Origin of the sequence: Alkalicoccobacillus porphyridii (genome assembly GCF_007293315.1) — a bacterium.
Classification (GTDB): domain Bacteria; phylum Bacillota; class Bacilli; order Bacillales; family Bacillaceae_D; genus Alkalicoccobacillus; species Alkalicoccobacillus porphyridii.
In genome coordinates, this window is the sequence record NZ_VLXZ01000012.1 from 50,482 (window position 1) to 75,656 (window position 25,175).

The window sequence follows — 25,175 nt, forward strand, 5'->3', positions numbered from 1 at the left end:
AAAACGCCTCTTCTCAGAAGCGCTTGACTTTCGATTAATCTAATTTAAACTCGACCTTCTCAAGATAAAGACCACTAGCATCAGCAAAGCCAGCATGCTCACGCTCTTTTGATTCAATAATCCCTGGGATAGCGTCGGCTTTCATCTCACCTAAACCTACTTTAATCAACGTACCAACAATCTTACGCACCATATTGTACAAGAATCCGTCCCCTTTAATTCTGATCTCAAGGAAACCGTCCTTTTCTTCAAAATCAATCGAACGAATAGTCCGCACATTAGATTTTTTCTTAGACTTCGCATTCGAGAATGCAGTGAAGTCATGCTCCCCTACAAAATAAGCGCTTGCCTTTTTCATTTGCTGACGATCAAGAGGCTGATCTACATGCATGCTTAGCTTACGTAAAAAAGGGTGTGAGTAGCTTTTGTTCCATATCTTATAAACATACGTCTTATCCGCTGAATTATAGCGAGCATGAAACCGATCGTGAACCGAATCAACCTTTACCACACTGATATCCTCAGGAAGATAACGATTCAAGTAGTTCTGCACCTCATCTGCCGTCACTTTACGATCAAGCTTTACATTAGCGATCTGAGCTAAAGCATGAACGCCCGCATCCGTTCGACTACTACCAATAATCTCAATTGGTTTTCCCGCCATCTCGGTAAGTACATTCTCGATTTTACCTTGAATGGTGCTTTCACCTTTACCAAGACGCTGCCAGCCTTTATATCGAGTACCATCATATTGAATGGTTAATTTAAAATTGTTATTCATAGAACTCTCCTTCAACCTGTACAAAGTGTGAATCAAGCTTAATAGTAACACACTTGGGATCATTAGATGTATTTGGTTGAGTGGGAACTTGTATTAACTACGAAAGGAAAACTCCCTATGAGATAACTCCATACTGATTACTAAATAAAAAAAGACAAAATGGCAAACAACCATTCCGTCTATTCTCGAGCTTTCACAACCATGGTAACTTCAAGATCATTTTGGTTTCCAAGCCATTCCTCATGCTAACGCCTTCGCCCTCTTACTAAATCACCCTCACTAAGTCAATAACTTCTCCCACGTATTTGGTCCGGCAATTCCGTCTACTGTAATTCGAGAACTACGTTGAAATGACCGTACCGCGTTTTCTGTGGCTGGCCCAAAACTACCATCAATCGCAATTCTTGCTCCCTTTACATTTAAAGCTGATTGCAAGAGTCGCACCCACCATTGATGAGTGGAGCCACGTCTTAACGTATTGGCAGCTCGCTTGCTCCTTGGACCGAAAATCCCGTCAATGCTGACGCTAGCGAAATATTGATACACTCGTACTAAAGCATTTGTTGTTCGAGGACCAGCAATGCCATCTACTACTAAGGGAGCAAACGATGCTTTAGAAGGATAACTGCGACTATTTAAAAAGGTTTGTGCATTGGCTATAAACTGATTTGTCACTGGTCTTGGCGGCTGTGGTGTTGGTGTCGGCGTTGGTGCTGGAACCTCTACTCCACCCGTCACTGGACCGGATGAGACCGTTCCAATTAAGTTCTTAAATTCTGTCCATTCATTAAGCAGTCTAGCTGGACAGTTTTTCCCTGTCCAATGCTTGTGTGTCACGACTCTTGATAATGGAATTTTTAAGTTTTGCATCAAATGTTGAATCAACCAGGCTGCGTTTTCCTTGGCTTTTTGAAAATCTCCATCGGAATTGACACACAGCTCAATTCCGATAGACTGGCTGTTGCCACTTGGACCTGCATGCCAGGCCACTTCGTTTGTCGGCAGATGCTGGATAATCTGCTTATCATCCACGGTATAATGCCATGAAACGGAGCGCGACCGTGCATCTGCGCCTTTAATGTAGCGTGCGTGCACCTCAGCATCGGCACCAGCTCGCGTATTCCCTGTTTCATGCTGAGTAATATAAGTTGGTGTTAATGAACGACCGGGACGATTACTAGCCGACACAGGCAAGAAATCCATTTTGATGTTCATTTTTTTAGTCTCCTTACATCGTATAGTAAATAGTTAGATTTCGTCGTTGCTACCATTCGCCTACAACTAGTCCACTATTAGATCATTTAGAAATGAAAAGCACCTGCTCATTAATAGATTATGCACACCCTATTATTTAAGTGCTCCTATACGAGTAGAACAAACACACAATTATGATAAAAGACTATGAAGTTCCCCCATCTTTAATAGTCACCTTCATCCATTTATCTTTTAATACTATTAACAGCATTTACCTGTACCTACCTACAATTCCACCGTTTACATATTCAAAAGCCCTGCACCGAAAAAATGCAGGGCTCTCACTTAATAAATTTCCTTTGCTTCCGGAAAAAGCTTCTTGATGTGTAAAAGATAAGTCTTCACATTTTCTACATCCACAATTTCCTGCTTATAATCAAAATGTTTAGCAACCTTTTCAGAAACCTCTTCGAATAAGCTTATCATCTGAAAAAGCGCCTCCCACATCTCATCCGCACGAAGACTTGGGTACGTGGTAACTAACCTACCCCACTCATTCTCATGTAAATAACGCTCGAGATGCTTGCCATTTTTACCTACACTTGTGCTGAAATCTGTTACTATTCCAATTTTCCACTCCAGCATCTGTATAAGCATCTGCCTGATAATCGTTAGATGATCATACGCATAGGTTGGCTCGTTCCGCCATAAGCCCTTTGCTACATAGGTTGCAACCCACCAGAATTCATTGCAGCAATTATCAAATAGTTTTTCTGTTGGCCGTTTTACCCAATAATCCTCATCAGTCGGTTCAGGTAAATTGGGTAAAGCGTTATCCTTATCAAGTAAAACAATTGACAGCTTATCATCACCGTTCCACGTTTCTTTTCTATCGACTGGAATCAAGGTTAAATCGATTCGATTTCCATCAGTAAAAAGCATCAGATAAGCAAATGTCCCATCTTTCCTCGGTGGCATTAGCTCAATCGCCTCGGGCATCTGCATAATGATCCGATCACCAAACACCTCAACCCAGCGAGTATCCTCTACAAATGCAGCAACGTCTGTAACAACATAAACTATATCAAAATCCTGAAACGGATCTTTAGCGGCATTTGGATTTGTACGAGACCCATTCATCCCCACCGCTCTAATTCGTTCATCCGCCTTGGCCGTTTCTAAAATTAATTCTAGCATCTCTTGTGCAGACCTCATCCTAAGCCCTCCATTATGATTATTTTCGTAGTAAGTCATACATTCACTGAGGCTTTGGAGGTCCTCGGATCCAGTGAAAAGAGGTTTATATGAAGTGCTCATTACCCAAGTTAGGTGCCTCCCATCTTATTCATCTAAAGAATTCTTACTTAAGCATTTCAACATGTAAATACGAAGTCCTTCCAAATTATTAAAACACGTAGTTTTACAGTTGAGCCTCCTTTTTATATAGCTGGTGAGCTTTCCACCAACAGTAACCAGATAAAGCACCCGAGAGCACAAAGAGATAGACAAGTCCTCCACGCATAAGGGCAAAGGGTGTCTCAAATAAAAACGATGCCAAAAACCTAACCCCTGTCATATCCCAAAGTCCAGGTGTTAAATACCATTCAATTGGGTTTAATGAATAATTATTAAAGATTCCAGTCATATAAAACACAACGATTGCAGGCATAAATATCATAAACTGAGGGAGAAAGACATCAGCCATACGCTTGTATCGAGCTGCCTTTGAATCATGGTCAGAAAAAATATCGTAAGACGCGTCCTCACTTACTCGCTTGAAATATTGATGGCCATTTCTTCTCGGGCAAGGTAACCGCAACCAACCGCTATCAGCAAAAAGTATTTCGTAGTCCGAAAAGTCTTGTTTACTTTTAAAATGACGATAATCAATTTTGTATATCGTATCTTTTGACTCACCTTTTTCAAATCTGTAGCCAAAAGAATGATACATAAGATGATTTCCCTTCTGTGCCATCTTGTTCAGCCATTGCTCTTCTTTTGAGAAATCTAAAAAGAATTTAAATCTCCTCATGATTCTTAGGATCCTCCTTTACTAATTGTTTCGAAACCTCCAATAAAAACGTCATTCGCTCTTGTTCAAGCCTTAAAATATCTTTTCCTTGCTCAGTAATGATGTATATTTTTCTGCGAGAATCTTGTTTCGGTATTAGTACAATAAAATCTAGCTTCATTAAATTCTCAAGTGCCCCGTAGAGAGTACCAGCCGCCATTCTCACATGCCCCCTACTCAACTCCTCAACACGCTGCATAATGAGATAGCCATGACGTGGTTCAAGTAAAGACAATAAGATATAATAAACGGTTTCCGTTAACGGTAGATGTTTGTTTCGGTTCATTGCTCCTCCTTATACAGTTCAACTGAATAGTTTTAGTATATACAGTTTAACTGTATAAATCAACCACCTTCCCAGCTTGCTAACTATTTATAAAGAATTGTTTAAAAGTAATGATAAGCTAGGATATACGCCGCTCCCGAAAATGGGGGCATGCTTACCGCGAGAAGGTATTGAGCTAACCGACTATGCCCTTTTATCTCAATAAACCTTTTTATCGAGGCTACTGATAAGAAAGCTTTATTATGAAAGCCCTCATTTCCTTAGGTAAGAATGCTGGTTATTTGTCTGATCCGGGGGACAGAGCGGAAGGAGAAAACGGAGACTCCCACACCTTTTATTTTTGTGAGTGCTTTACATTCGTTTTAGAGTGCCGCCTTAACAGGGTGGAGGTCATTATATTTAGTAATAATACGTTCCATATCAAGGTCTCCAGAGAATAAACATGTATTATCAATTATTTATAATACACCCAGGGCATTAAAGCCTTCCCAATTAATAGAGAGCCTATAATGATTAAAGAACTTAATATGGAGTTTGGTTTGATTGAGCAAGCAGTATTTCCAAAGTGAGGTTATAATAATAATATCTAATGATCTATGGAGCAACCGACTTGCATCTCTGATAGGAGGAGATAATATGGCCGAATTTTACAAAGTCTTTAAATATATAAATGAGAATTTGTACATGCCTAATCATTTGATAGTATCTGATATTCACGAGGAAGATCAAAACTCTGAATATGGTGCAGGCGTTTTTCAATTAAATAATAAATCAGTAAGATTTAGAGTTGCAAAAATAACACCGAATAAGTCAGGGCAATTCGTATCCTTTTGGGAAAAAGATATTAATAATAAAAATCAAGCTTTCTCTTATGAAAATGCTCCCGATTTATTAGTTATTAATACGTTTGTGGATAACAAAATTGGACAGTTTGTTTTTCCAAAAAAAATTTTACAACAAAAAAATATCTATAAATCAGCAACAGTTAAAGGGAAAATGGCAATAAGAGTTTACCCTGTCTGGGACAACCCAACTAACAAACAAGCAATAAGTACACAAAAATGGCAACTAAAATATTTTATTAAGTTTGACAATAGTGAACGGCTACAACACAAATTAATAGATTTATATTCTTAAGAGCAACCAGCATAGAACATTTTAAATCATTATGTGGGCATTCATTTTACAAAATATTAGCACCATGCATCTAAACTAAAGTGACCCCCACCTTACCATTTCGGTGAATTCTATATTTACTTATTGTACGTATTCCACGAACCGTATTAGTTAAGGATTTTAACTCTACTTTTTTAAAATTGTACCTTAAGCTCTCCATTCTTTTGTAATTCTTCCGTTAGAATTTTTGTTAGAAGTTTAAGTACTGAATCGATACATAGAACTTCATTTATATAAGTAATTTCAAGCATATACGCTGTATGCTCTAAACGGTGTTGGTTAGCACTTAGCTTAGAACGTTCAGCAGATACTCTTAAATATTCTCATCTAATAAAAATGATGTATCTACTGGTTGAGATAATTGTAATCCCTTAAAGTCATCAATAGCTATTATTGATAAATCTTCTATACTCGGATTTTCAATATTTACAACTCTTTTAGCATGATTCATAATTAACTCATCGTATATATTTCGAATGAGTCGTCCATTCGCAAAACTTTCGTCTTTTGTTTTAACTAATTTATTTAATATCAATCTCATTTCTTTTTTAGACTCTTTACTCAATACATACTCATAACCACTACACATCGAAATTAACATCTTTTCTAACTCATAAGCTGTATAATCTTCAAACTCAATAAATGTATTAAAACGAGATTTAAGTCCTGGGTTAGAATTAAAAAATTTCGTCATAGGATCTGTATAACCCGCTACAATTACGACCAGATCTTCCCTACAATCTTCTAATGCTTTAGTAAGTTCAGTCAAACACTCTCGACCATAAGAATCACTGTGGTCATTTTCAGTTATACTATAAGCCTCGTCAATGAATAATACTCCACCTTTTGCATCCTCAATGACTTTTTTTACTTTCAAAGCAGTCTGACCTTGATAACCAGCTATTAAGTCTGTTCTAGAAACTTCAATAAAATGTCCTTTGGAAAGCAAACCTAGTTGTTTATAAATTCTTCCTACAATTCTAGCCACAGTAGTTTTTCCAGTACCTGGTTTTCCTAAAAAAGCTAGATGGAGTGTACTTTTAGTCGCGGTTAAATTTTTATCTTTTCGCATTTGCTGTACCTTTTGATAAGCAATAAGGTCATTTACCTTTGTTTTCACATTATCTAAACCTATTAACTCATTTAGTTCAAATAGGAGGTCAGGTAAAGTACGTTTGTCCTCCATAATTATTTCATTAGTACAGATATCTAGGACTGTAATATACCCATAATATTTAACTAAACTATCTTTCAATGTTTTTGCTATAAATTTAACTTCCGGACTATTGTTTTTCAAATCAGCTACATCAGATATTTTATTTAATAATGCAATCGTTTCCTGATGATCTTGACTATCCGTAATTGCTATTGCATGTTTCGTTATTTCTCCATATCCACCAACTAATGCGTCCAATTTCGAAGCCAAATCTAAAAATTCGTTTTCATATTTATTTCTCATTATAGAATACCCACTAAATTCAATATAAATTGAAGTATTGCAATAACAATAGAACCCCCAGCTAGAGCATAAGCAATTTTTGTTTTCTTAAACGCAGTAATTATTTGGCTTTCATATTTAACCTTATCTTCATCCCATTGTTGCTTAATTTCAAACAGCTGTTGCTCAAGTTCATCCGCGTTTATTTTTAATAATTCAGTATCTGATTTATTTTTTTTACCATCTTCCCATACTTGGTCGATGTCATTAAGGTGTTTGTACTGACTTATCGTCCCTACAAACTGATTTAAAGCTTCTACTTCACTTTCTTGTTCTTTTGATTTCTTTTTTATCCCAACAATTTGTTTATTAATTGAATCAATATTTTTAAAGGAGGTTTGTGAATCTTCCCATACTTGGTCGATGTCATTAAGGTGTTTGTACTGACTTATCGTCCCCACAAACTGATTTAAAGCTTCTACTTCATTTTCTTGTTCTTTAATTTTCTTTTTAATCCCATCAATTTGTTCATTAATTGAATCAATATTTTTAAAGAAGGTTTGTGAATCTTCCCATACTTGATCGATGTCATTAAGATGTTTGTACTGACTTATCGTCCCCACAAACTGATTTAAAGCTTCTACTTCATTCCCCTGTTCATTAAAGTTCTTTTTAATCTCATTAATTTTTCCTTTAATTGAATTTATATCCATATTAAAAACCTGTACTTCTTCCCATAATACATCGATATTGCTCAGATATTTGAATTTGCTTAGTTCTTCTTTAAACGTATCTAATTGTAATATTGAATTAAATTGTCCTTCAAAAGTTAGTTTTATATTATCTATTTCCGCATTAATAGATTCCAGATTTTTACCGAACCTTTGGGTGTCTTTCCAAACCTCATCAACATTTTCAAGGTATTCATATTTATCTAGCTTTTCTTTAAAATTTTTGAGGGCTCCTATTGTTTGTTTTTGTATCTCTATTGTATTATGTATGTCTTTCTGCGCATTTTTAGCTTCCCTACTAGCTTGCTCAGCTGATTTAATGGATAAAAGTATTCCTTGTATGTATTCTTTGTCTAGTGCCTCCAACGCATTATATACTTCACCAAATTCTTTAATAAACTTTTTGTTTAGTGTATTGAATTTGACCAAATATCCTTGTATTCGTTTTGTTAAGTCATTTAACTCTTGTCCCGTTACCTTATGATCAAACCAATTAAAAAGACCTCCATCAACTTCAACTTTTTTTAAAGCCAATTCTTCTGGTTTAGTCAATGAAAATTCTTTTAATTGATTTTTAGCTTTCTCAAAATTATGCTTTTCTATAACAAGCTTGTTCATATTAACCCTCTACTTTACATTACTTAATAATTATTTTGTAAATTCAGTATCTTTTAGATGATTCAACCGTTTATTAATCAATTTTGTTTTTTATGAAATATATAATTCTTCTCAAAGACTTATAATATAAATATTATAAGCCGTTTCAAAACCCCTGAATTTTAATCCAAGAGACCTTTTAAAATTCGCTCCATCTCATCAAATGAATTCTCATTTTTCGAATTAGATACATCCTCATTAAAAATTGAGTTTAACGATTTATTTATTTCATCCTTAGCCTTTTTATTTCTTTCAGCTATTGAATTAGTCACTTTTTCTTTGGAAATAGCAAATTGTTTACTATTTAATTCTATTAATTGAGATTGAGTACTCAATATTTCATTCGATTTTTTAATTTGCTTACTTACATTATTATTTTTTTGTTCTTTTTGGACAGCCTTATCAATAAGGTTTATTACAATTGCTCCAATTATTCCCGCTGTTAACCCACCTGCAAATAATCCTATTAAATTAGCCAAACTACCCAATAATGGAATTTCAACTGCTAGAAAAGGAATTACCATTAAACTTTTCTCAATTGCTTCCCCTAGTACAATGGCGCTAACTGCACTTAATCCTGCCATCACAATCTTACCCACCTCTAATAAACGAATATTTAAAGGCTTATCCTCGTTTTCGGGATTTTTTAAATATTCTACTGCCTCTTTTACAGATTTCCATCCTTGCTTCAATAAAATCCACACTTTTTTAAGTGTACGAACAATTGGCCCAACTAAAGCAACAAAGATAGTAGTTAAAACTGAATTACTGGCATTTATTAAATGTGTTTTTAATTTAACTATAAAAGAATTTATCGCTTCTTTGATATGTTCAATTAGTGTATTTAAATTTTTCTGAGCTGATTTCAACCACTTAATCAGTTTGCCAATTATTTCTTTGATGAATTCCGCAAAAATCAGCATCACTGCTGTACGAAGTGCCTTCCCTGTCATTTTGAACGATTCTTCTTTACGGGATTGTTTACCCGCCTCCTTGGATTTGTGGATACCTTCTTGCTTTATATTCTCGTATTCTTCTCGCGCAATTTGGTATTTCCCTTTCAATTTTTTTTCATTAATATTAAATCTATCAACGGGTTTTTTACCATCACGTTCACTTTTTAACCAATCATACATGTTACTATCGCCCTTAGATTGATTCGCCGAAGAATCTAAGTCGTTAAGGTTTTTTTCACTATTAGCAAAAGCTACTTGTTCAGCTCTACCCAAATGTGCATTTGCTTCGGCATCTCTATTAATTTCTGCTGTAGAAATTGTGTGATCTTTATGAACACTCGCAGAGCCTTTATCTCTACCTCTATCGAAATCACCTCTTGCTCCTTTATTTAAAACTTTTTGTTCTTTACCACTTCTGCTATCATATTTTGTTTTGATTTTACCCATTTCATCTTTTTGAAATCTTGCCTGATAGTCATCATGCCGTTGTTGATAATCAATTTTAGAATTATGTGTTGCAATTATACCTTTATCAAAATTTTCAGTGGTCTGAATATGGGCTTCTTTTCTTAAATCTAATGTAAGGCCTTTATTTTCTTTAATAAAGTCTTCGCCTGCCTTAGCAGCAACCTGGTTTAAAAACTGCTCCCAAACAACATCTTTGATGATATTACCCAAATTCTCATCATTACCGATATTTTTTTTTTCATCTTTTAAAACATCTAAGTCTGACAGTTGAAACTCTAGCTCACTTTGTAATTTATTTTCTAATTCATTAAAGTCAAACGAATCAGCACCTTTGATTTCAAAAATTTTTAAATTGGCATTTTCTTTAGACATTTTTCCACCTCATATTTCTCCATTGGACGCAGTTATCGAGACTTATAGTTCTTAATTAACATTATACTTATAATAAATGTAAAACCCAAGTGAAAAAAGTGTAATATGACGTTCGTTTATGGAATTTAAAGTTAATAAATCATTACTATTGAATAGGTTTTTCTTTTCCATATCAATAGATCAGATTAGAAAGGCAAGTAAGATTTTTTAATTCATCTAAAAAATCATTTAAAAGAATATAAGGATTTAGAAGGTGTATAAATACCAATAATTAGGAAAGCTGAATTGGGTGAGGATTTTAAATTTATATGAAGACATGTATCTGAAAGACCTTGAATTCTTAATAAGACTTAAAAATAATTCTTATTAAATATTAAAAGACTTCAAGCAAACCATTTAACGTTTCTTGGTTTACTTGAAGTCTTTTGGTTTTCACACTTTATCAAGATAAAGGTTAGAATTCTGACAGAAATAAGAGAATTACATTAATTTCGAAATCTCAAAACCCTTATATATCAGTACTTACGAAGCTTCCAAGCGGATTCGAACCGCTGACCCCCACCTTACCATGGTGGAGGTCACCCCTCTATTCAAGCAACTCCTTTAACTCCTCATTCAAACTCCCTGAAATCGTATAAATAACATGCGTATCCTCACTGCTCATTAAGACACTGTCTTCTTCTTCCTCCGCGATCCAGAGAAAATACAACTGGTTTTCATCATCAGTATAGTGAACCTTCAAGTGCAGCTCAGGTTCTGTCATATTCACTATTCCGCTTTCTTGTTTGGCACTTGAAATAATTGTTGTTACATCTTCAAAGTCGCTTTCATCAATGTGTACGGTACCATTTTGACCATTCTCATTAAACGTGATGCTGGTTATTTCGACATCTTCTCTTATGAGATCATTCTGACTCTCTTTTGCATGAGTCTGGCAGCCTACTAGCCATGTAGCTGAGAATACAACTACAACTAGCATCATCCAATGACGTTTCTTCACTCCACATACCTCAGACTCAGCCTCTTAATCTCATCTATCCCTTGCCAATCATCCATAGCTCCGTTATACACTAGTGTAATAGCCCCGTCGTATTGGCTTTCTGCCATGATATCCATGCAGGTTTGAAACTCTTCTAAGTCCTGAGAGCCGTCACTGCTTGTTCTCGCTTTTGCGTGGATGGAACTGCTAAGCGGAATCGCTGCGCGCAGGCTTTCGTACTTGTTAGGGCCCTCGTAATTACCAAAGTCAGTTGTTAAGCCAAACTTCCCTTCACTTTGATCAATAAGAGAGAGACAGTTTTGCATAGTTGAAGCAAGTGGTCGGAAGTTTTCTGTTAGCACTTTGACTCCCTTCTCTGCTGCATAGTCAGCCAACTGTTTAAGGTTATCAAGCGCTCGATCTAATGCCTCTTTATCACTTGGATCTGCTTCTCCTGCAATGATACGAATATGCTCAGCCCCGGCGATGGATGCTGAATCAATCCACTGCTTTACCCACTCGATGTCTTTTTCTCTACGCGTCGCATCCTCATTGCTGATATCTCCATAATCCACTAGTAAAGAGTAGAAACGCAAATCAGCGTCTTGAAATGCAGACCTTAGCTGCTCTAGATATTGCTTATTTGTAGACGGAATATGAAAATGACAAACTTCTAATGCATCAAATCCTCGATCTTTTAGAATAAACGGTAGTTCAAGCAACGAATAATTCTCAGGCTGCTCCTCTACTGTAACAATTTGAGTCTTGGCTTGCTCATCCCAGGATGTCCATTGAACTGGCCCCAACTGGTTTTGTAAGCTAAATGTGTTTAACGATAGGAATGGCATCATGCACTCTCCTTATTTTTGTCTGATCATTATCTCTATTACTTCTAGTTGTTGCTTCGACATTCCTGCGAAAGCGCTTAACTTATTGATTGGTCCCATGCTTCTAATAACTCTGTGACGCTGGCAAAGCGCAGCCTCGGGTCATTTTCTACCGCCTTTATCATGACCTTATACAAGGCTTCTCCAGCTTCCCATTTTTCATAGGAGCGATCTAGCTCTCCGCCTAAAAGACTAAAGGCAATAGCACCCATGTTATAGACATTCGTCCGTTCATCAATCGACGCACCCAGCTCGAACTCCTCTGGCGACATAAACCGATTTGATCCCCACATCCTGCCCATCTCATTGATATATGGTTTTGAATGATAGAAATCAATATCACAAATAAATAGTTGATCCGTCTTAAAATCATACAAAATACTACCATCATAAAAATCGATGGCCACAACATGTTGCTCTTCCACATATTGATGAAAGCTTAAAATGTTCCTCATCGCACCTAAACGTTGAGTTATTGGTAGCTGTTTAAAACGGTAATACGGAGAATCAGGATGAGTGTATTTTTCCGGAGGTGGGAACGTCCAATGAGAATGCAAGCATTCTCCCTCCACCCACTCAAAAATAAGTGCATAGCCTTCTCCTAATTCAACATCAGCCTTAAACGTAATAAGAGACTCGTGTTGAAGTCTTTTGTAAATCGAGGCAGCCTGCTTTAAACGCTGCACTGCTTGTTCAGGTTCGCCTTCATAATGAATTGTTTTTGCCCCGGCATATTTCAGAAATCTCTTCTGACCGTTTTGGATGATTCCAAAACAAAGATTACCTGAATCCTGCTGATCAAACACCTTAAATACCGTTCCGTATTCCTTTATCCAATCAAAGTTATGCTTTTCTCGGAGTTGAAAGGATACATCTCCAATATATTGATTTAATGGCTTCATATGACCTCCGTTAGATATACTCTTCAACCCTCTTTAACTGCCTACCTACGTAATGAGATTCAATAGGTTGCTTGTTCATTTGTCTTGCCCATATGGAGAGCTGACCAATATGATGGACTTCATGAATGATAAGATGGTGCAAAATATCCTTAGCTTGATAGATTTGATTGTCCCACGAAACCTGTACGTATTGATTTAATACGGCATCCAGGTCGGTTCTCAAAAATAATGCATGTTCTTTTCGCAATGTATTTGACAGCGCTTTAACTTCATCTAAGCTAGAATAATCTTCAAAAATATATGGCACATCCTGCTTATTCTGGACTGCTCGTAACCAGCTGTTTTCTACTTCAACGATATGAAACAGCGTGTATAATATGCTGCCTGCTCCCCCTGTTTGTTCAGCATAAAGCTGTTCTGTTGAGAGCATCTCGCACCAATCTAACCATTCATCTCTGACTTGCCAGTTGTATTCAATCAATCCAATCACGAGCTACCCTCCTTACTAAAGCTACTGACTTATAACCAAATGCTTACATTCATTCTTTCTTTTCTTTCGTTAGATGTCAAACAATATTATCCAAACATTTTTGTTTAAAAATTGAAATGCACCATTGACAGATAAAAGGAATACAAGTAAGATAAGAAAAATTTCACATCAGCATTCGTTGAAAAAGAGAGTAGTTCAATCAACATTATCAAGCGAGTTAGGGATGGTGTGAGCCTAATATAATGTAGTTGAATGAAGCGCACTTTGGAGAACGTTCCTGAACGAACTTAGTAGGGATATGCGGGGAGTCACCTCGTTAACAATAGAAAGTGGTCACAATTGTGGCAACTAGAGTGGTACCACGGGAACTTAGGCTCTCGTCTCTTTTATAGAGGCGGGGGCTTTTTTATATTGAAAGGAGAAAACCATGATCCATACACAGATTGCCGCAGTAATATCATCTGCACTTAAAGGACTATTATCCGAGCACGAGGTTCTACAGTTACTCGAAACACCTAAACAAGAGCAGCATGGTGATGTGGCCTTTCCATGCTTTACACTTGCTAAGCATTTTAGAAAATCTCCAGCCATCATTGCCGATGAGCTCAAAGTTGAGGTTACCAGTGACTTGATTCTTAAGGCTGAAGTCGCCGGTGGTTATGTCAATTTCTTTGTTAACCAAGACAAAGCAACTGAGCAAATTTTAACAAGTGTTCTAGCAGAGCAAGACAGCTACGGATCACAGCCTATTAAAGATGAAAAAATAGTCATTGATTATTCCTCGCCTAATATCGCCAAGCCTTTTTCAATGGGGCATTTACGCTCCACTGTCATTGGTCAATCATTAGCATACCTTTCTGAAAAAAATGGCTATGAGGTTATTCGTATAAATTATATAGGGGATTGGGGTACTCAATTTGGAAAGCTTATCACCGCTTACCGGATGTGGGGAGACGAGGCGCTAATTAAAAAGGAGCCCATAAAAGAGCTTCTGGAGCTGTATGTGCGTTTTCATGAGCAAGCAAAGTCAGACGACTCTCTTAATGATGATGCGCGTGCTGCTTTTAAGGCGTTAGAAGAGGGTAATCAGGAGGCAAAAGCACTATGGTCATGGTTTCGTGAAGAGTCATTAAAGGAGTTTGAAACCTACTATGATTTGCTTGGTATTCAATTTGACTCAAATATGGGAGAAGCCTTTTATAATGACAAAATGCAGCCTGTGGTTCAGGAGTTGGAGCAGAAGAACTTACTAACAGTTTCAGATGGAGCCTATGTTGTTGAGCTTGAGAACTTGCCCCCATGTCTTATTACAAAAAAAGATGGCGCCACCTTATATGCGACTCGGGATCTTACTGCGGCTCTCTACCGCCAGCAAACCTTTAAACCTGTTAAAACCTTTTATGTTGTCGGCCATGAACAAACACTGCATTTCCAGCAGGTTTTCCATGTTCTCAAAAAAATGGGTCATGAATGGGCTGAATCACTTGAGCATATCGGTTTTGGTATGATGCTTGTTGATGGATCTAAGATGTCTACGCGCCAAGGAAAAGTCGTGCTCTTAGCCGATGTCTTAGCTGAAGCCATCAAAACAGCTGAGCGTAATATGGGCGAGAAGTATGATAACCAAATTGACAAAAGATCTGTCGCTACACAAATTGGTGTTGGAGCTGTCATTTTTAATGACCTGAAAAATCTGCGGACCCATGATCTTGATTTTTCATTAGAGCAGATGCTCAGCTTTGAAGGCAACACCGGACCTTATGTACAATACACCCACGCACGTATATCAAGCATTCTTGAAAAAGGTGATTATCATGAAGAACCATCGACTCCCTATCCATTAGGAGCTACTGCGTGGCCAGCTGTTAAATTACTTGATCAGTTTCCCGCTATCGTTCAAAAATCCTATGAACAAGCAGACCCGTCCATGGTCGCAAAATACAGTCTGCAGCTTGCCCGTGCCTTTAATAAATACTATGCACACTCAAAAATCCTTGGAGAAGACGAAGGGTTACAAACGAGACTTGCCTTTTCACATGCTGTCTCTCTTGTACTAAAAGAAAGTTTACGATTACTTGGCATCGCCGCTCCAGAGAGAATGTAAGGGATAGGAGAGAGAGGCTAACACACTGCGCTTTCTGTGAGCGGATGGGGAGCCTCTCATTGGAGTCTCCGTGTATTTCCTACACTAGTTTATGCTTACATTCCTTATTCAGAAACGATCTTAAGGGGTCATTCGAATTAGAGGATTCTATTAGTAACGTCTTGAGAAAAAAACAAACGAAAGAAAAACCGTGCTAATCATTAGCGCTGTAAAAATACTAAGGAGCTGATATGCTGAAAGGGTAAGCACGTTGGTAGATAACAAGATCATAAAAATCATAGCATATCCAATAAAGAAAAAGTAACTTACATACGTTGCTTTTTGCTTAATGAGTATAACTCGCTCATCCTTCTTTTTAAATTGAGGGTATAGATAAGCTAGTGAGGCACACATAATACTAGTAGAAATTAAAATAAATTCATATCCGTTAAGCTGATTATTGGTAAGGATCGTAATCGTAATTAAAAATGCTGCGAATAGTAAATTAAAAAGCGAGGCAAAACTAAAAAAGATTCTCTCAGCTTTCATTTCCATAGGTATCACTCCTATTCTTCGTAATGAAATACATCCTCGACGTAGGTGTTAAAGCATCTTGCTATTTGAATGGCAAGCGGTAAGGAGGGATGATATCTCCCTTTTTCAATAGAGATGATGGTTTGCCTCGAAACATCAAGCTTTTGTGCCAACGTCTCTTGTGACATATGGTGCTGCTTGCGAAGTTCTTTAATTGAATTTTTCACATGTAAATCCTCCTGTGGCTCATTATAAAGTAAAGCACCCTTTACGTAAAGGGTGCTTTGCTTTATGGTGGACATCATTTCAAAATCATGCCAACTCTTGCCTTTACAAAGTCTTCACACAAACCATGTTGATTTTAATATCATTCACCCTCATCATTTTATATATATGTAAAAAATTTAACATCTAGAGGGTGATCGCTATGACGGTACAACCCAAAACCTACTATCATGCAATTGATACATTCCGGCTTCTCTGTGCCATTGCTGTTGTCATCGTACACATCACTTCACAAATTCCAAGCAATGACATGGCTACATGGGGAAATTATTATATTTATCGATATGTGTTAGATATAGGGAGTCCCTTCTTCTTTATGACAGCTGGCTTTATCATTTATCAAAAAACTGCAGACTTAGGAGCAAGCTATCTTCTGTCTTATGTCAAAAAGATATTTAGCTATTATATTATTTTCACCTTATTTTATATGGGTGCTCGGTTACTTATTGAGGTTGGGGTTGCTTCGATTAACAATGAATCCATGCGAACAGCTTTTTTGTCTCAGATAAATAAATGGAGTAGCCTTGGCTTATTAAACGGCTCTATTGGATCCTTTCAGTTATATTTTCTTGTTATTCTTATCTACTCAGCTTTGTTTATTTATCTCCTTTTAAGATTTAAATGCAACACGGCAACAATTTTTGGTCTATCTCTTGCCATATATTTAGCACAAAGTGCAGGGTTGCTTACTACCTTTAATTTCTTTGAATATAAGAGCTTAGCCTTTGGGTTACTATTTGTTTCTCTCGGCTATAGTTTAAGCTCCATCAAAAACAACATCAGATTTAGAGCTCCACTTTTTTATGTCATTCTCTTTGGAATTGGCTATGTGTTGAACTTCTATTATCAAATTGGATTAGCTTGGTTACTGTTGCCGCTGTTTGCCTTTTCACTCGGAGCATTCTGCATACAGCACCCCAACTTGGGCAAAGGGTCCATCATAACACGTCTATCCAGTTACTCACTTGCCATCTATACACTGCACATCTTTGTTGAATTACTCATTTTAAAAACTGTTCGAGTACTCGGTTGGCAGGAATTCTACACTCAACCTATTTATTATGTCATCACAATCATTTTATGTGTCGCTGTTCCAATGGTCATTTTTAAACCGATCTATCAAGGCGCATTATGGATAAAGAGAAAGCTCTTGTATACAAGTCAGAAGCCAGTTGCAACCATCAACCATTCAAAACAAAAGCTCGGTTAAACTTCTATTGAACAAGGAACTGGAGTCATTGCTCCTCTTCCTTGTTTTTTTGTTATACTATATCAAAAGTAAGGAGCTGGTAAATATGTGTGGGATTAAACGGTCATTTTACTAAAAGAGATCTGGAACTACCTAAGCACCGTAAAATCATAATGAATGCAATTGAATTGGACTTAAAGAATGACAAAAACATTCTAGGCATTTTTTATGGTGGTTCCATCGGCAATAGAAATTCAGACCTATACTCAGATATTGATCTTAGGATTGTCGTGAAGGATGAATTCTTTGAGGAGTACAGATTAAACAAAAAACAGCGCGCGAAAAATTGGGGCAACGTCTTATTTTTCGAAGATTTCCCTTGGGCAACATACAGCGTGGTGCATTATGATACGTTCATGAAAGTAGATAGTTTTTATTATAGGTGCGAGGACCTGCAACCTTCAGTCTGGTTAAACAATATAAAAATTATTTATGATAACGATAGCTTTCTAAAACGTCTATTGGAAAAATCTACGGAGCTATCCTATATACCATCACTTCAAGAAGTAGAAATTTGGAGAACAAAGGTTTTTGCTTATCTTCATGAAATATATCGCAGGATTATGAGAAACGAACTGTATTATGCTCTTCGTTGTCTTGATGATTTGAGACTTTCACTGGTCACAGCGTGGCATATGGAATTAGGCTATCCTCCAAACTCATTTGGCGATTGGACAAAAGTTGAGGGCGAAAGAAGTCATTTATATGATTGGCAGTTAAAACTTCTAGAAGAATGGTACAGCAACAGAGAACCTGATAACATTCTAAAAGCAATGAATAGCATGATTCCAGAGTTTATAAGGCTTCATCAAATTTTATGCGATAAGGTAAAACTTGATGTTGATTCTGAATGGATCGAAAGAATATTAAAGAAAGTACCTATCAGCAAAGATTTCATGTAGATTCCAAGCAATGGGGTTAATCATCCATTGCTTGGACCTGTTTATGATCATCTATTACTTTACGTAATAACTCTTTAATTGTACCAATGATGATCTCCACCTCTACAAGCTGATAAAAGGTACTTGTTGTCTCTAAATTATTTACTTCATCAGTAGGAGAATAAAGATAAACTTTTTTCCCTTGCACGAGTGCTATGCCTAATTCAACATGACTGCCTTTGCCTGCGGGTAAAAGAACGATGACAAAATCGGCTTCCATTACTGCTGTTTTTTCTTTTTGTCCGAGTACCCCCAGCTCCGCAAGCGACGTCACACTTCAATCACGGTCCAATCAAATGTTTGGTTAAAACCTAATTGCTTTAACTGGCTGCTGACACCTTTCACTTGTTCTGCATTTTTGCGAGCTGATGCTATGTAAAAAGATTTCATTTTTTCACCTGCCTGATATATATATAGTCTCACTCATTATAAAAGAAACTACATATTATAGCATCCAAATTACTACTTTGGGAAAATCCAAGTCATTTTCTCATTCGGGGAGATACCTAACGCTTTATAATCAATTCTTGACCACTTTTAAAAAAAGATATATAATTATGATTGTCTTCATAGCTACATAAGAGGATCCGTTAGCTCAGCTGGGAGAGCGCCACCTTGACAGGGTGGAGGTCATTGGTTCGATCCCAATACGGGTCATACCTGCCAAACCTTTAGTGATAAGGGTTTGGTTTTTTCTTTCTCCTATAATGAATTGAGATACTGAGATAGAGGTATCTATTTTTTATAACGCATGCCTTTTGGCTCACCTGATTCCCACTGCTTAAGATGCATCTTGCGAGAATAGCTATGATTATCATTCATTCTGTGAGACAATTTTACTAAGTAACAAAAATACGTTATCTTAGACTAGGTAGGCGATATTATGTACCATATTATTCGCTCGATTAATGGAAACGAAGAAGCGCTAAGAGATTCTAATAGTCCTACTATAAAAGTCTTTGAAACACTTCTAGATGCCGAATTAATGGCTAGTAAGTTAAACAGGAATAGTTTAGCTAACCACACATGGACCGTTCAACTCGTAGAAGAACCAGAGAATGATGCAACAACCAGTTAATTAGCTGGTTGTTTTTTATTTGTCTTGTCATGACAGTATTTGTGATCCTTTGGATCTTTTTCTGAGGTATTTTGTGTTTCACGCGAGGTATGGGCCTTCTTTCCGATGTATTTCCTGCTCCTTCCATTGTATCCTCCTTCTTTCCGATGTATTTCCTGCTCCTGTCGATGCATCAAACTTTTTATCATAATTGCACAAAAAAACTTGCCGACAACACTCATGCTATGAGTCCTTGTCGACAAGTTTTGTTATATTTTCTTTTTAATTATTCGTTCTTTTATCGTGTAGCTGCATCTGCATTCACAAGGCCACTACCAAACTGATTTGTGTTTCCAAGATTCGTAGCAGTATTTTTCAAATGATTACGAATCTGAGTGTTACTCCATGATGGATATCTTTGTTTCACTAGAGCAGCAGCACCAGCAACGTGTGGAGATGCCATTGATGTTCCATTCATACTTACATAGCGGTTACCAGGATATGTACTTTGCACCCCTACTCCAGGAGCTACAATATCAAGTCCTGCTCCATATTGTGAAAAGTTAGCGCGCCTATTGTTTTGATCTGTTGCTCCAACGGCCATTGCATTTGCATAACGTGCAGGGTAGCCCACGTTTCCAGATCCATTATTTCCTGAAGCTGCCACAACAAGTACACCTCGGCTAGTGGCAAAGTTAACAGCTTGTTCAAGAGTTGAGCTTGGCGCGTCACTTCCTAGGCTTAAGTTTGCAATATCCATATTATTTGTAGCAGCCCACTCTAAACCTTGAGCAATACCGCTTACACTTCCGCGACCATTGGCTCCTAGTACCTTTACTCCATAAATTTGAGCATTAGGTGCAACACCTACAACACCAATGCTGTTATTAAGTGCAGCAATCGTTCCAGCTACGTGTGTCCCGTGCCCATTTCCATCGGCTATGGTTGGTTCACCAGGAACAAAGCTTACACCACCAGAAATGCTTAAATCACTATGGGAGGAAATGCCTGAATCAAGCACCGCTACTCGCACCCCGCTACCATTAATGCCACGATTAATAACTGCAGGAGCTTGTACTCTTTGAATGCCCCAAGGAACAGTCTGTTGAATAGATACTTCAAAGTCTTCCTCAATATAGGCAATGCCTTCTTCTTGACTAAGTGCTTCTACATCCTCAGGATCAATCTCTACTGATAAGACTGGAATATAATCATAATCATAAATAATATCAACATCAATCGTCTCATCATCACGCTGAGTTTCATCTGTAGTGAAAACGCCTACCTGTTCAACCTCGTTTGCAAAGGCTTCAAGCTCAGCTTCTTTTTCAAAACCGATTAGATATTTTACTTTTTCTTCTGCTGCAGATGCCTCGGTTGTTACTGTTAATAGGGCGGTTACACAAACCAATCCTGCAACTAACTTTCCTACTTTTCTATTCATTAGGTCGCCTCCTTGTATTGATCCAGCTCTGACTGGATAGTTACAAGATTAGCATGAATTGATTCGTTTGATTATTGGGAAATCGACAGCATTTACTAAATTACTAGTCTAAACCTTCTACACAAAAGGTGTGCTATGCTGAATTTATTTTTGAAATTTACAAATAAATCATCGTATAGACCTACTTTTTATGACAAAAAACAGCAAGCCTTAAAAGACTCACTGTTTCATTATGATTATTGTGGAACAGATGAAGACTGCTGCAGTCCTAAGTGTGTTTGCAGTTTGTTTTTAATATTTGCTAATGATGTGTCATCAACACGCACATAGCTAATACCGTTAGTGCCTCTGAATGGTACTCCTTCGAGCTGAATCTGTTCAATGTCACTAACTGATCCCGCATAACCATGAAGAGCCACAATGTTTCCAAACGTTAAATCTGTTCTTAAAGTATTTCCTAAGCTATCAAATACTCTGCCGAAGTTATCAATACTTGAGAATGAAGCTGCTTTATCAATTATTGCTGCCATCACTTGTGCTTGACGTTGTCCACGGCCAAAATCTCCACCGCTATTAGCACTTTTACGTTCTCTGGCATAAGCCAATGCATGCTCTCCGTCTAAGTGACTTGGACCTTCAGTAAAGTTTAGTGTTTTCCCACCTTCTGTGAAATCAAACGTGTATTTCACATCAACATCAACACCATCTAACGCATCTACAATATCTTTAAAACCTTCGAACTTAACGGTTGCATAATAATCAATCGGAATCTCGAGTAGGTTTTCTATAGTGTCAACGGTCATATCAATACCACCTATTGCATTCGCGTGGTTAATCTTATCTTCCGTTCCATTTCCTACTATTTCAACATACGAATCACGAGGAATGCTTGTTAAAATAATTGATCTCTCAGATCGATTAAAGGTTGCAACCAAAATCGCATCTGTTCTTGCGTGATCCTCTCCAGGTCGTGCGTCATCTCCAAGCAATAATACGGAGAAATTATGCTTTCCAACATCAACCGCTTCAGTCCGAAGCTCTGATTTCTCACCACGATCCAACCCTGAATATACTTCTTCTTCTGCACTCTTAGCTTTTAAATAAAGATATCCCACACCAGCAACCACTGTAAAAAGAACCAATGTTGTTAAGACAAGCAGAATCTTCAGAACACGTTTTGTATTACGTTTTCCACGCCTTTGCTTTCGTGAACTAACAGCCATACGTAAACCTCACTTTTTATTTACCTTATACATAGTAATCGTCATTTTTTAGGTAGTAGTTTAATCATATTGACAAATCATACATCAGAACGTCTTAAACGTAAAGATAATATCACAAATCTACATAAATCTACAACAATTCTTTTTTTATCAAATCGTAAGGCTGTAAAGAATCAGACTCAATAATAATCGCAGTCATCCCTTTAACAGAAGAAGTCTCATGCTGTTCACCTCTATCCCAAAACACAGCATCACCCTCTGTAATAATTAAAGATTCCGAATCATTTGAAACAGTTCCTTCTCCAGACATCACAACTAAAAGCTGCGGGACTATTGCTTCATGGCCTCCCAATAATCCATTCTCTTCTAATGATATATACCCAATCCTTGTTTCGGTCATGGTTCGACATATCTTTGTCATAATTGAGTTCACTGAAAAAGTCATGTAAGAATGAGCCGAAATGGAGCCGCTACAGGAGAACCCTCCGCTTTCCGCGGGAACGGCCTCAGCCCTAGAAGTGGAAAACCACCACTTCAATGTCTTCAGACTCGTTCTGTTCCGCAGGAGTCTACGGGTTCTCCTTTCGCTAATGTTCTGACTTAAATAATTGAAGAGCGTTCACAATCTTGGAAAGACCGTTTTTCAGTGATCTCGTCATCATTGCGCTTGAACCATATTGTTATATAAACATACCGTTCTCAGCACTCAATTTAAATAACTCCACAGGTAGACACTCCTCATATTCATCAAAGTAATCATATCAAAGTATCAGCTGTACAGATATGAAGTATGTAAGAAAAGCTACAGAGCTCAATCAAAAAGCACAGAGAAAATTTACTCTGTGCTTATAATAATCCTTATTTAATTCGTTCAGGGTACGTGTACACGTTAAACGAATTTCCTCGTATAAACCCTACTGTTGTAATACCTAGTTCCTCTGCTAATTCCAAAGCGCGCTCTGTTGGAGCTGATTTTGAGAGGACTAGCTCACAGCCGATTTTTGCTGTTTTTAACAATATTTCAGAGGAAATTCTACCACTAAACACCACAAACGTGCCATCCAAGGATATTTGGTTTCGCAGACAATATCCATAGATCTTGTCTAAAGCATTATGACGTCCTATATCCATCCTGCTTAATATAATTCCTTGGTCATTACATAATGCAGCGTTATGAACTCCCCCCGTTTCCTTGAATGTCTCAGCAGATTCTTGCAGACTCTGCATAGATTTCAAACAAACTTCCGGGCTTATTTGAACAGACCTTCTTGTTTTCATGGATTTTGCCGTCAAGGCATCGTGCGCAAACACAAACCCTTGACGACTGCCTCCACAGCATGAACTAAGATAACGTTTGTTCTGAAGCTGATCATATAATGCGTTGAGATGGGTTAGTTCAAGGTGTATAAATCCCTTCTTTTCATCTAACCTTATTCTCTTTACATCTGAATACTTTTTCAGTAAACCTTCCGAGGCAAGATAGCCAATGGCCAAATCTTCTAAGTGGTCTGGAGAACAGACCATCGTTACCAGCTCTTCTCCATTCACCTTTAAGGTCAGAGGGTATTCTGTAGCAACGATATCTTCAACCTCTTGAAAACCACTTTCTTTATACGTACGAATTGATCGTTTAGTGACAGCTTTATTTTCCATACTACATTCAAGCTCCTCTAAATAAAGCTAATGGAGTTACGATTGCTCTCTTATCTTCTTAATGTTGATACGAATGAGGAGTGAAACCGCTAATGCTACGGCAAAAGCTCCAGCAAAAATATACATGGTTAATGAGTAGCTTTCAGTGGTCTCCCGAAGATAAGCAACAATTAATGGTCCGGCAAGACCGGCAGCTGCCCAAGCCGTTAGAATATACCCATGGATCGCACCCAATTGCTTTGTTCCAAACATGTCCCCAATATATGCTGGAATGGCGGCAAATCCACCTCCATAACAAGACAATATAACAAAAATCAGAATTTGGAATAATATTTCATTTGATGCAACTGGTATCAATGCAAAAGCTACTAGTTGGATTACAAAAAACGCGGTATAGACATTGGGTCTACCAATATAATCTGAAATGGATGCCCATCCAATTCGTCCAAATCCATTAAATAGGCCCATGATTCCAACCATAGTAGCAGCCGCTGCAGCTGTCATTCCTGAAATATCCTGAGCCATCGGTGAGGCTACAGAGATAATGGCGATACCACACGATACATTAATAAAAAGCATGATCCACAGCGCCCAGAATCGAACCGTTTTCACAGATTCATTGGCGGTTAGCTGAGAGAGATCCATATTGACTTGTTTTTTTGAATTTTTCTTCTCTTCTTTTTCTTTTCCTTCCTTTCCTTTTGGGTGCCAGCCCTCCGGAGGTGGCTCTAAGTAAAGGGATGAGGCTAACATAAGTACAAAATATACTCCACCGGTGATAAAAAACGTCCCCGATATTCCGACTCCATTTATAAGCCATTCAAATACTGGACTAGCTATTAACGAGGCAAATCCAAATCCCATAATAGCAAGTCCGGTTGCTAAACCACGGCGATCAGGGAACCACTTTACTAATGATGAAACTGGGGTGATATACCCAATTCCAAGACCAATCCCACCCATTACACCGTAGAAGAAGTATAATAAGTATAATGAACCAATTTGATTAGCAAAACCTGAACCTAGTATTCCGATACCAAAACAAACGGTGGCTACTAGTCCTGCTTTCCTTGGCCCGTACTTCTCAACAAAGTGACCCATAAACGCGGCCGAGAGTCCAAGAAATAGGATTGCAATACTGAAGGTAAGCTGTACCTCACTAAGCCCCCAGCCATGCTCATCACTTAAAGGATTTGTAAAAACACTCCATGAATAAACAGACCCAATCGAAATATGAATGCCTACAGCTGCTAACGCTATCAGCCAGCGATTTTTTGTTTTCCCCATTTCCCTGCTCCCTTCTCAACACTGCTAACTG

Annotated in this window: 25 protein-coding genes, 1 tRNA gene and 1 other annotated feature; of the genes, 6 read left to right on the plus strand and 20 right to left on the minus strand. The window is 37.6% G+C overall.

Going from position 1 to position 25,175, the window contains the following annotated elements; translation table 11 throughout:
* Positions 1–34 precede the first annotated feature (34 nt).
* The 5 genes from truA to FN960_RS16695 all read right to left on the minus strand — a co-directional run bounded on the left by truA (position 35) and on the right by FN960_RS16695 (position 4,332).
* Entirely contained in the window at positions 35–781 is a 747-nt protein-coding gene (truA, locus tag FN960_RS16675) for a tRNA pseudouridine(38-40) synthase TruA (RefSeq protein WP_143849995.1), read from the minus strand.
* Positions 782–1,060: 279 nt separating this feature from the next.
* On the minus strand, positions 1,061–1,996 hold the full coding sequence (locus FN960_RS16680; RefSeq protein ID WP_143849996.1) for a peptidoglycan recognition protein family protein: 936 nt from the start codon (positions 1,994–1,996) through the stop codon (positions 1,061–1,063).
* 324 nt (positions 1,997–2,320) lie between these two features.
* Positions 2,321–3,190 carry an aminoglycoside 6-adenylyltransferase gene (locus tag FN960_RS16685; RefSeq protein ID WP_143849997.1) on the minus strand — a complete coding sequence of 290 codons (870 nt, stop codon included), beginning with the start codon at positions 3,188–3,190 and terminating at the stop codon, positions 2,321–2,323.
* A gap of 205 nt (positions 3,191–3,395) precedes the next feature.
* Positions 3,396–4,007: a DUF2812 domain-containing protein gene (locus FN960_RS16690; protein ID WP_143849998.1), complete on the minus strand. Its 612-nt coding sequence runs from the start codon at positions 4,005–4,007 to the stop codon at positions 3,396–3,398.
* The gene (locus FN960_RS16695; protein WP_143849999.1) at positions 3,994–4,332 is read right to left on the minus strand and encodes a PadR family transcriptional regulator; all 339 of its coding nucleotides are present in this window, start codon (positions 4,330–4,332) and stop codon (positions 3,994–3,996) included. The genes FN960_RS16690 and FN960_RS16695 overlap by 14 nt, the downstream gene beginning before the upstream one ends.
* 636 nt (positions 4,333–4,968) lie before the next feature.
* Between FN960_RS16695 and FN960_RS16700 the strand changes: the two genes are divergently transcribed.
* Positions 4,969–5,469 carry a MepB family protein gene (locus FN960_RS16700; RefSeq protein ID WP_143850000.1) on the plus strand — a complete coding sequence of 167 codons (501 nt, stop codon included), beginning with the start codon at positions 4,969–4,971 and terminating at the stop codon, positions 5,467–5,469.
* 352 nt (positions 5,470–5,821) lie between these two features.
* Here FN960_RS16700 and FN960_RS16705 read toward each other — a convergent pair whose 3' ends face one another.
* The 7 genes from FN960_RS16705 to FN960_RS16740 form a co-directional block, all read right to left on the minus strand.
* Positions 5,822–6,967 carry an AAA family ATPase gene (locus FN960_RS16705; protein ID WP_143850001.1) on the minus strand — a complete coding sequence of 382 codons (1,146 nt, stop codon included), beginning with the start codon at positions 6,965–6,967 and terminating at the stop codon, positions 5,822–5,824.
* Complete coding sequence (locus FN960_RS16710; protein ID WP_143850002.1) at positions 6,967–8,295, minus strand: hypothetical protein; 1,329 nt, start codon at positions 8,293–8,295, stop codon at positions 6,967–6,969. The genes FN960_RS16705 and FN960_RS16710 overlap by 1 nt, the downstream gene beginning before the upstream one ends.
* A 161-nt stretch (positions 8,296–8,456) precedes the next feature.
* A complete protein-coding gene (locus tag FN960_RS16715) occupies positions 8,457–10,130 on the minus strand; it encodes a cation diffusion facilitator family transporter (RefSeq protein ID WP_143850003.1) in 1,674 nt (557 codons plus the stop codon).
* Positions 10,131–10,716: 586 nt separating this feature from the next.
* Positions 10,717–11,130 carry a YhfM domain-containing protein gene (locus tag FN960_RS16725; RefSeq protein WP_143850004.1) on the minus strand — a complete coding sequence of 138 codons (414 nt, stop codon included), beginning with the start codon at positions 11,128–11,130 and terminating at the stop codon, positions 10,717–10,719.
* Complete coding sequence (locus tag FN960_RS16730; RefSeq protein WP_143850005.1) at positions 11,127–11,960, minus strand: sugar phosphate isomerase/epimerase family protein; 834 nt, start codon at positions 11,958–11,960, stop codon at positions 11,127–11,129. The genes FN960_RS16725 and FN960_RS16730 overlap by 4 nt, the downstream gene beginning before the upstream one ends.
* Positions 11,961–12,034: 74 nt before the next feature.
* Positions 12,035–12,898 carry a protein kinase domain-containing protein gene (locus tag FN960_RS16735; protein ID WP_143850006.1) on the minus strand — a complete coding sequence of 288 codons (864 nt, stop codon included), beginning with the start codon at positions 12,896–12,898 and terminating at the stop codon, positions 12,035–12,037.
* 10 nt (positions 12,899–12,908) lie between these two features.
* Positions 12,909–13,388 carry a DinB family protein gene (locus FN960_RS16740; protein ID WP_143850007.1) on the minus strand — a complete coding sequence of 160 codons (480 nt, stop codon included), beginning with the start codon at positions 13,386–13,388 and terminating at the stop codon, positions 12,909–12,911.
* A 169-nt stretch (positions 13,389–13,557) separates the two neighbouring features.
* Positions 13,558–13,776: a binding site (T-box leader), on the plus strand.
* 39 nt (positions 13,777–13,815) lie between these two features.
* On the opposite strand from FN960_RS16740, the gene argS reads away from it, so the two are divergent.
* The gene (gene argS / locus FN960_RS16745) at positions 13,816–15,492 is read left to right on the plus strand and encodes an arginine--tRNA ligase (protein WP_143850008.1); all 1,677 of its coding nucleotides are present in this window, start codon (positions 13,816–13,818) and stop codon (positions 15,490–15,492) included.
* Between the two features lie 150 nt (positions 15,493–15,642).
* Here the strand turns inward: argS and FN960_RS16750 are convergent, their stop codons facing one another.
* Positions 15,643–16,026: a hypothetical protein gene (locus FN960_RS16750; protein WP_143850009.1), complete on the minus strand. Its 384-nt coding sequence runs from the start codon at positions 16,024–16,026 to the stop codon at positions 15,643–15,645.
* A gap of 11 nt (positions 16,027–16,037) precedes the next feature.
* Positions 16,038–16,232 carry a helix-turn-helix transcriptional regulator gene (locus FN960_RS16755; RefSeq protein ID WP_143850010.1) on the minus strand — a complete coding sequence of 65 codons (195 nt, stop codon included), beginning with the start codon at positions 16,230–16,232 and terminating at the stop codon, positions 16,038–16,040.
* Positions 16,233–16,432: 200 nt separating this feature from the next.
* On the opposite strand from FN960_RS16755, the gene FN960_RS16760 reads away from it, so the two are divergent.
* Together FN960_RS16760 and FN960_RS16765 are read left to right on the plus strand one after the other, a co-directional pair.
* The gene (locus FN960_RS16760) at positions 16,433–17,500 is read left to right on the plus strand and encodes an acyltransferase family protein (RefSeq protein ID WP_143850011.1); all 1,068 of its coding nucleotides are present in this window, start codon (positions 16,433–16,435) and stop codon (positions 17,498–17,500) included.
* A gap of 89 nt (positions 17,501–17,589) precedes the next feature.
* Entirely contained in the window at positions 17,590–18,441 is an 852-nt protein-coding gene (locus FN960_RS16765) for an aminoglycoside 6-adenylyltransferase (protein WP_260682043.1), read from the plus strand.
* 16 nt (positions 18,442–18,457) lie between these two features.
* On the opposite strand, the gene FN960_RS16770 is transcribed toward FN960_RS16765, so the two are convergent.
* The gene (locus FN960_RS16770) at positions 18,458–18,754 is read right to left on the minus strand and encodes a hypothetical protein (RefSeq protein ID WP_306461623.1); all 297 of its coding nucleotides are present in this window, start codon (positions 18,752–18,754) and stop codon (positions 18,458–18,460) included.
* 310 nt (positions 18,755–19,064) lie between these two features.
* Here FN960_RS16770 and FN960_RS16775 point away from each other — a divergent pair.
* Both FN960_RS16775 and FN960_RS16780 read left to right on the plus strand, forming a co-directional pair.
* A tRNA-Val gene (locus FN960_RS16775) sits at positions 19,065–19,137 on the plus strand.
* Positions 19,138–19,363: 226 nt separating this feature from the next.
* Positions 19,364–19,558: a hypothetical protein gene (locus FN960_RS16780; RefSeq protein WP_143850012.1), complete on the plus strand. Its 195-nt coding sequence runs from the start codon at positions 19,364–19,366 to the stop codon at positions 19,556–19,558.
* A gap of 277 nt (positions 19,559–19,835) precedes the next feature.
* Here the strand turns inward: FN960_RS16780 and FN960_RS16785 are convergent, their stop codons facing one another.
* The 5 genes from FN960_RS16785 to FN960_RS16805 form a co-directional block, all read right to left on the minus strand.
* Positions 19,836–20,981, minus strand: coding sequence for a S8 family peptidase (locus FN960_RS16785; protein ID WP_143850013.1), 1,146 nt, complete (start codon positions 20,979–20,981; stop codon positions 19,836–19,838).
* Between the two features lie 236 nt (positions 20,982–21,217).
* Positions 21,218–22,204 (minus strand): LCP family glycopolymer transferase, encoded by a 987-nt coding sequence (locus FN960_RS16790; protein ID WP_143850014.1) that lies wholly within the window; start codon positions 22,202–22,204, stop codon positions 21,218–21,220.
* Positions 22,205–22,334: 130 nt separating this feature from the next.
* Entirely contained in the window at positions 22,335–22,604 is a 270-nt protein-coding gene (locus tag FN960_RS16795) for a cupin domain-containing protein (RefSeq protein WP_260682044.1), read from the minus strand.
* A 458-nt stretch (positions 22,605–23,062) separates the two neighbouring features.
* Positions 23,063–23,857: a formate dehydrogenase accessory sulfurtransferase FdhD gene (fdhD, locus tag FN960_RS16800; RefSeq protein ID WP_143850015.1), complete on the minus strand. Its 795-nt coding sequence runs from the start codon at positions 23,855–23,857 to the stop codon at positions 23,063–23,065.
* 36 nt (positions 23,858–23,893) lie between these two features.
* The gene (locus tag FN960_RS16805; protein WP_143850016.1) at positions 23,894–25,144 is read right to left on the minus strand and encodes an L-lactate MFS transporter; all 1,251 of its coding nucleotides are present in this window, start codon (positions 25,142–25,144) and stop codon (positions 23,894–23,896) included.
* Positions 25,145–25,175 lie beyond the last annotated feature (31 nt).

Bases quoted from the DNA above. Each gene is read 5' to 3' on its own strand.
- truA (WP_143849995.1), bottom strand. From the start codon at position 781: ATGAATAACAATTTTAAATTAACCATTCAATATGATGGTACTCGATAT.
- FN960_RS16680 (WP_143849996.1), bottom strand. From the start codon at position 1,996: ATGAACATCAAAATGGATTTCTTGCCTGTGTCGGCTAGTAATCGTCCC.
- FN960_RS16685 (WP_143849997.1), bottom strand. From the start codon at position 3,190: ATGAGGTCTGCACAAGAGATGCTAGAATTAATTTTAGAAACGGCCAAG.
- FN960_RS16690 (WP_143849998.1), bottom strand. From the start codon at position 4,007: ATGAGGAGATTTAAATTCTTTTTAGATTTCTCAAAAGAAGAGCAATGG.
- FN960_RS16695 (WP_143849999.1), bottom strand. From the start codon at position 4,332: ATGAACCGAAACAAACATCTACCGTTAACGGAAACCGTTTATTATATC.
- FN960_RS16700 (WP_143850000.1), top strand. From the start codon at position 4,969: ATGGCCGAATTTTACAAAGTCTTTAAATATATAAATGAGAATTTGTAC.
- FN960_RS16705 (WP_143850001.1), bottom strand. From the start codon at position 6,967: ATGAGAAATAAATATGAAAACGAATTTTTAGATTTGGCTTCGAAATTG.
- FN960_RS16710 (WP_143850002.1), bottom strand. From the start codon at position 8,295: ATGAACAAGCTTGTTATAGAAAAGCATAATTTTGAGAAAGCTAAAAAT.
- FN960_RS16715 (WP_143850003.1), bottom strand. From the start codon at position 10,130: ATGTCTAAAGAAAATGCCAATTTAAAAATTTTTGAAATCAAAGGTGCT.
- FN960_RS16730 (WP_143850005.1), bottom strand. From the start codon at position 11,960: ATGATGCCATTCCTATCGTTAAACACATTTAGCTTACAAAACCAGTTG.
- FN960_RS16735 (WP_143850006.1), bottom strand. From the start codon at position 12,898: ATGAAGCCATTAAATCAATATATTGGAGATGTATCCTTTCAACTCCGA.
- argS (WP_143850008.1), top strand. From the start codon at position 13,816: ATGATCCATACACAGATTGCCGCAGTAATATCATCTGCACTTAAAGGA.
- FN960_RS16750 (WP_143850009.1), bottom strand. From the start codon at position 16,026: ATGGAAATGAAAGCTGAGAGAATCTTTTTTAGTTTTGCCTCGCTTTTT.
- FN960_RS16760 (WP_143850011.1), top strand. From the start codon at position 16,433: ATGACGGTACAACCCAAAACCTACTATCATGCAATTGATACATTCCGG.
- FN960_RS16780 (WP_143850012.1), top strand. From the start codon at position 19,364: ATGTACCATATTATTCGCTCGATTAATGGAAACGAAGAAGCGCTAAGA.
- FN960_RS16785 (WP_143850013.1), bottom strand. From the start codon at position 20,981: ATGAATAGAAAAGTAGGAAAGTTAGTTGCAGGATTGGTTTGTGTAACC.
- FN960_RS16790 (WP_143850014.1), bottom strand. From the start codon at position 22,204: ATGGCTGTTAGTTCACGAAAGCAAAGGCGTGGAAAACGTAATACAAAA.
- FN960_RS16795 (WP_260682044.1), bottom strand. From the start codon at position 22,604: ATGACCGAAACAAGGATTGGGTATATATCATTAGAAGAGAATGGATTA.
- fdhD (WP_143850015.1), bottom strand. From the start codon at position 23,857: ATGGAAAATAAAGCTGTCACTAAACGATCAATTCGTACGTATAAAGAA.
- FN960_RS16805 (WP_143850016.1), bottom strand. From the start codon at position 25,144: ATGGGGAAAACAAAAAATCGCTGGCTGATAGCGTTAGCAGCTGTAGGC.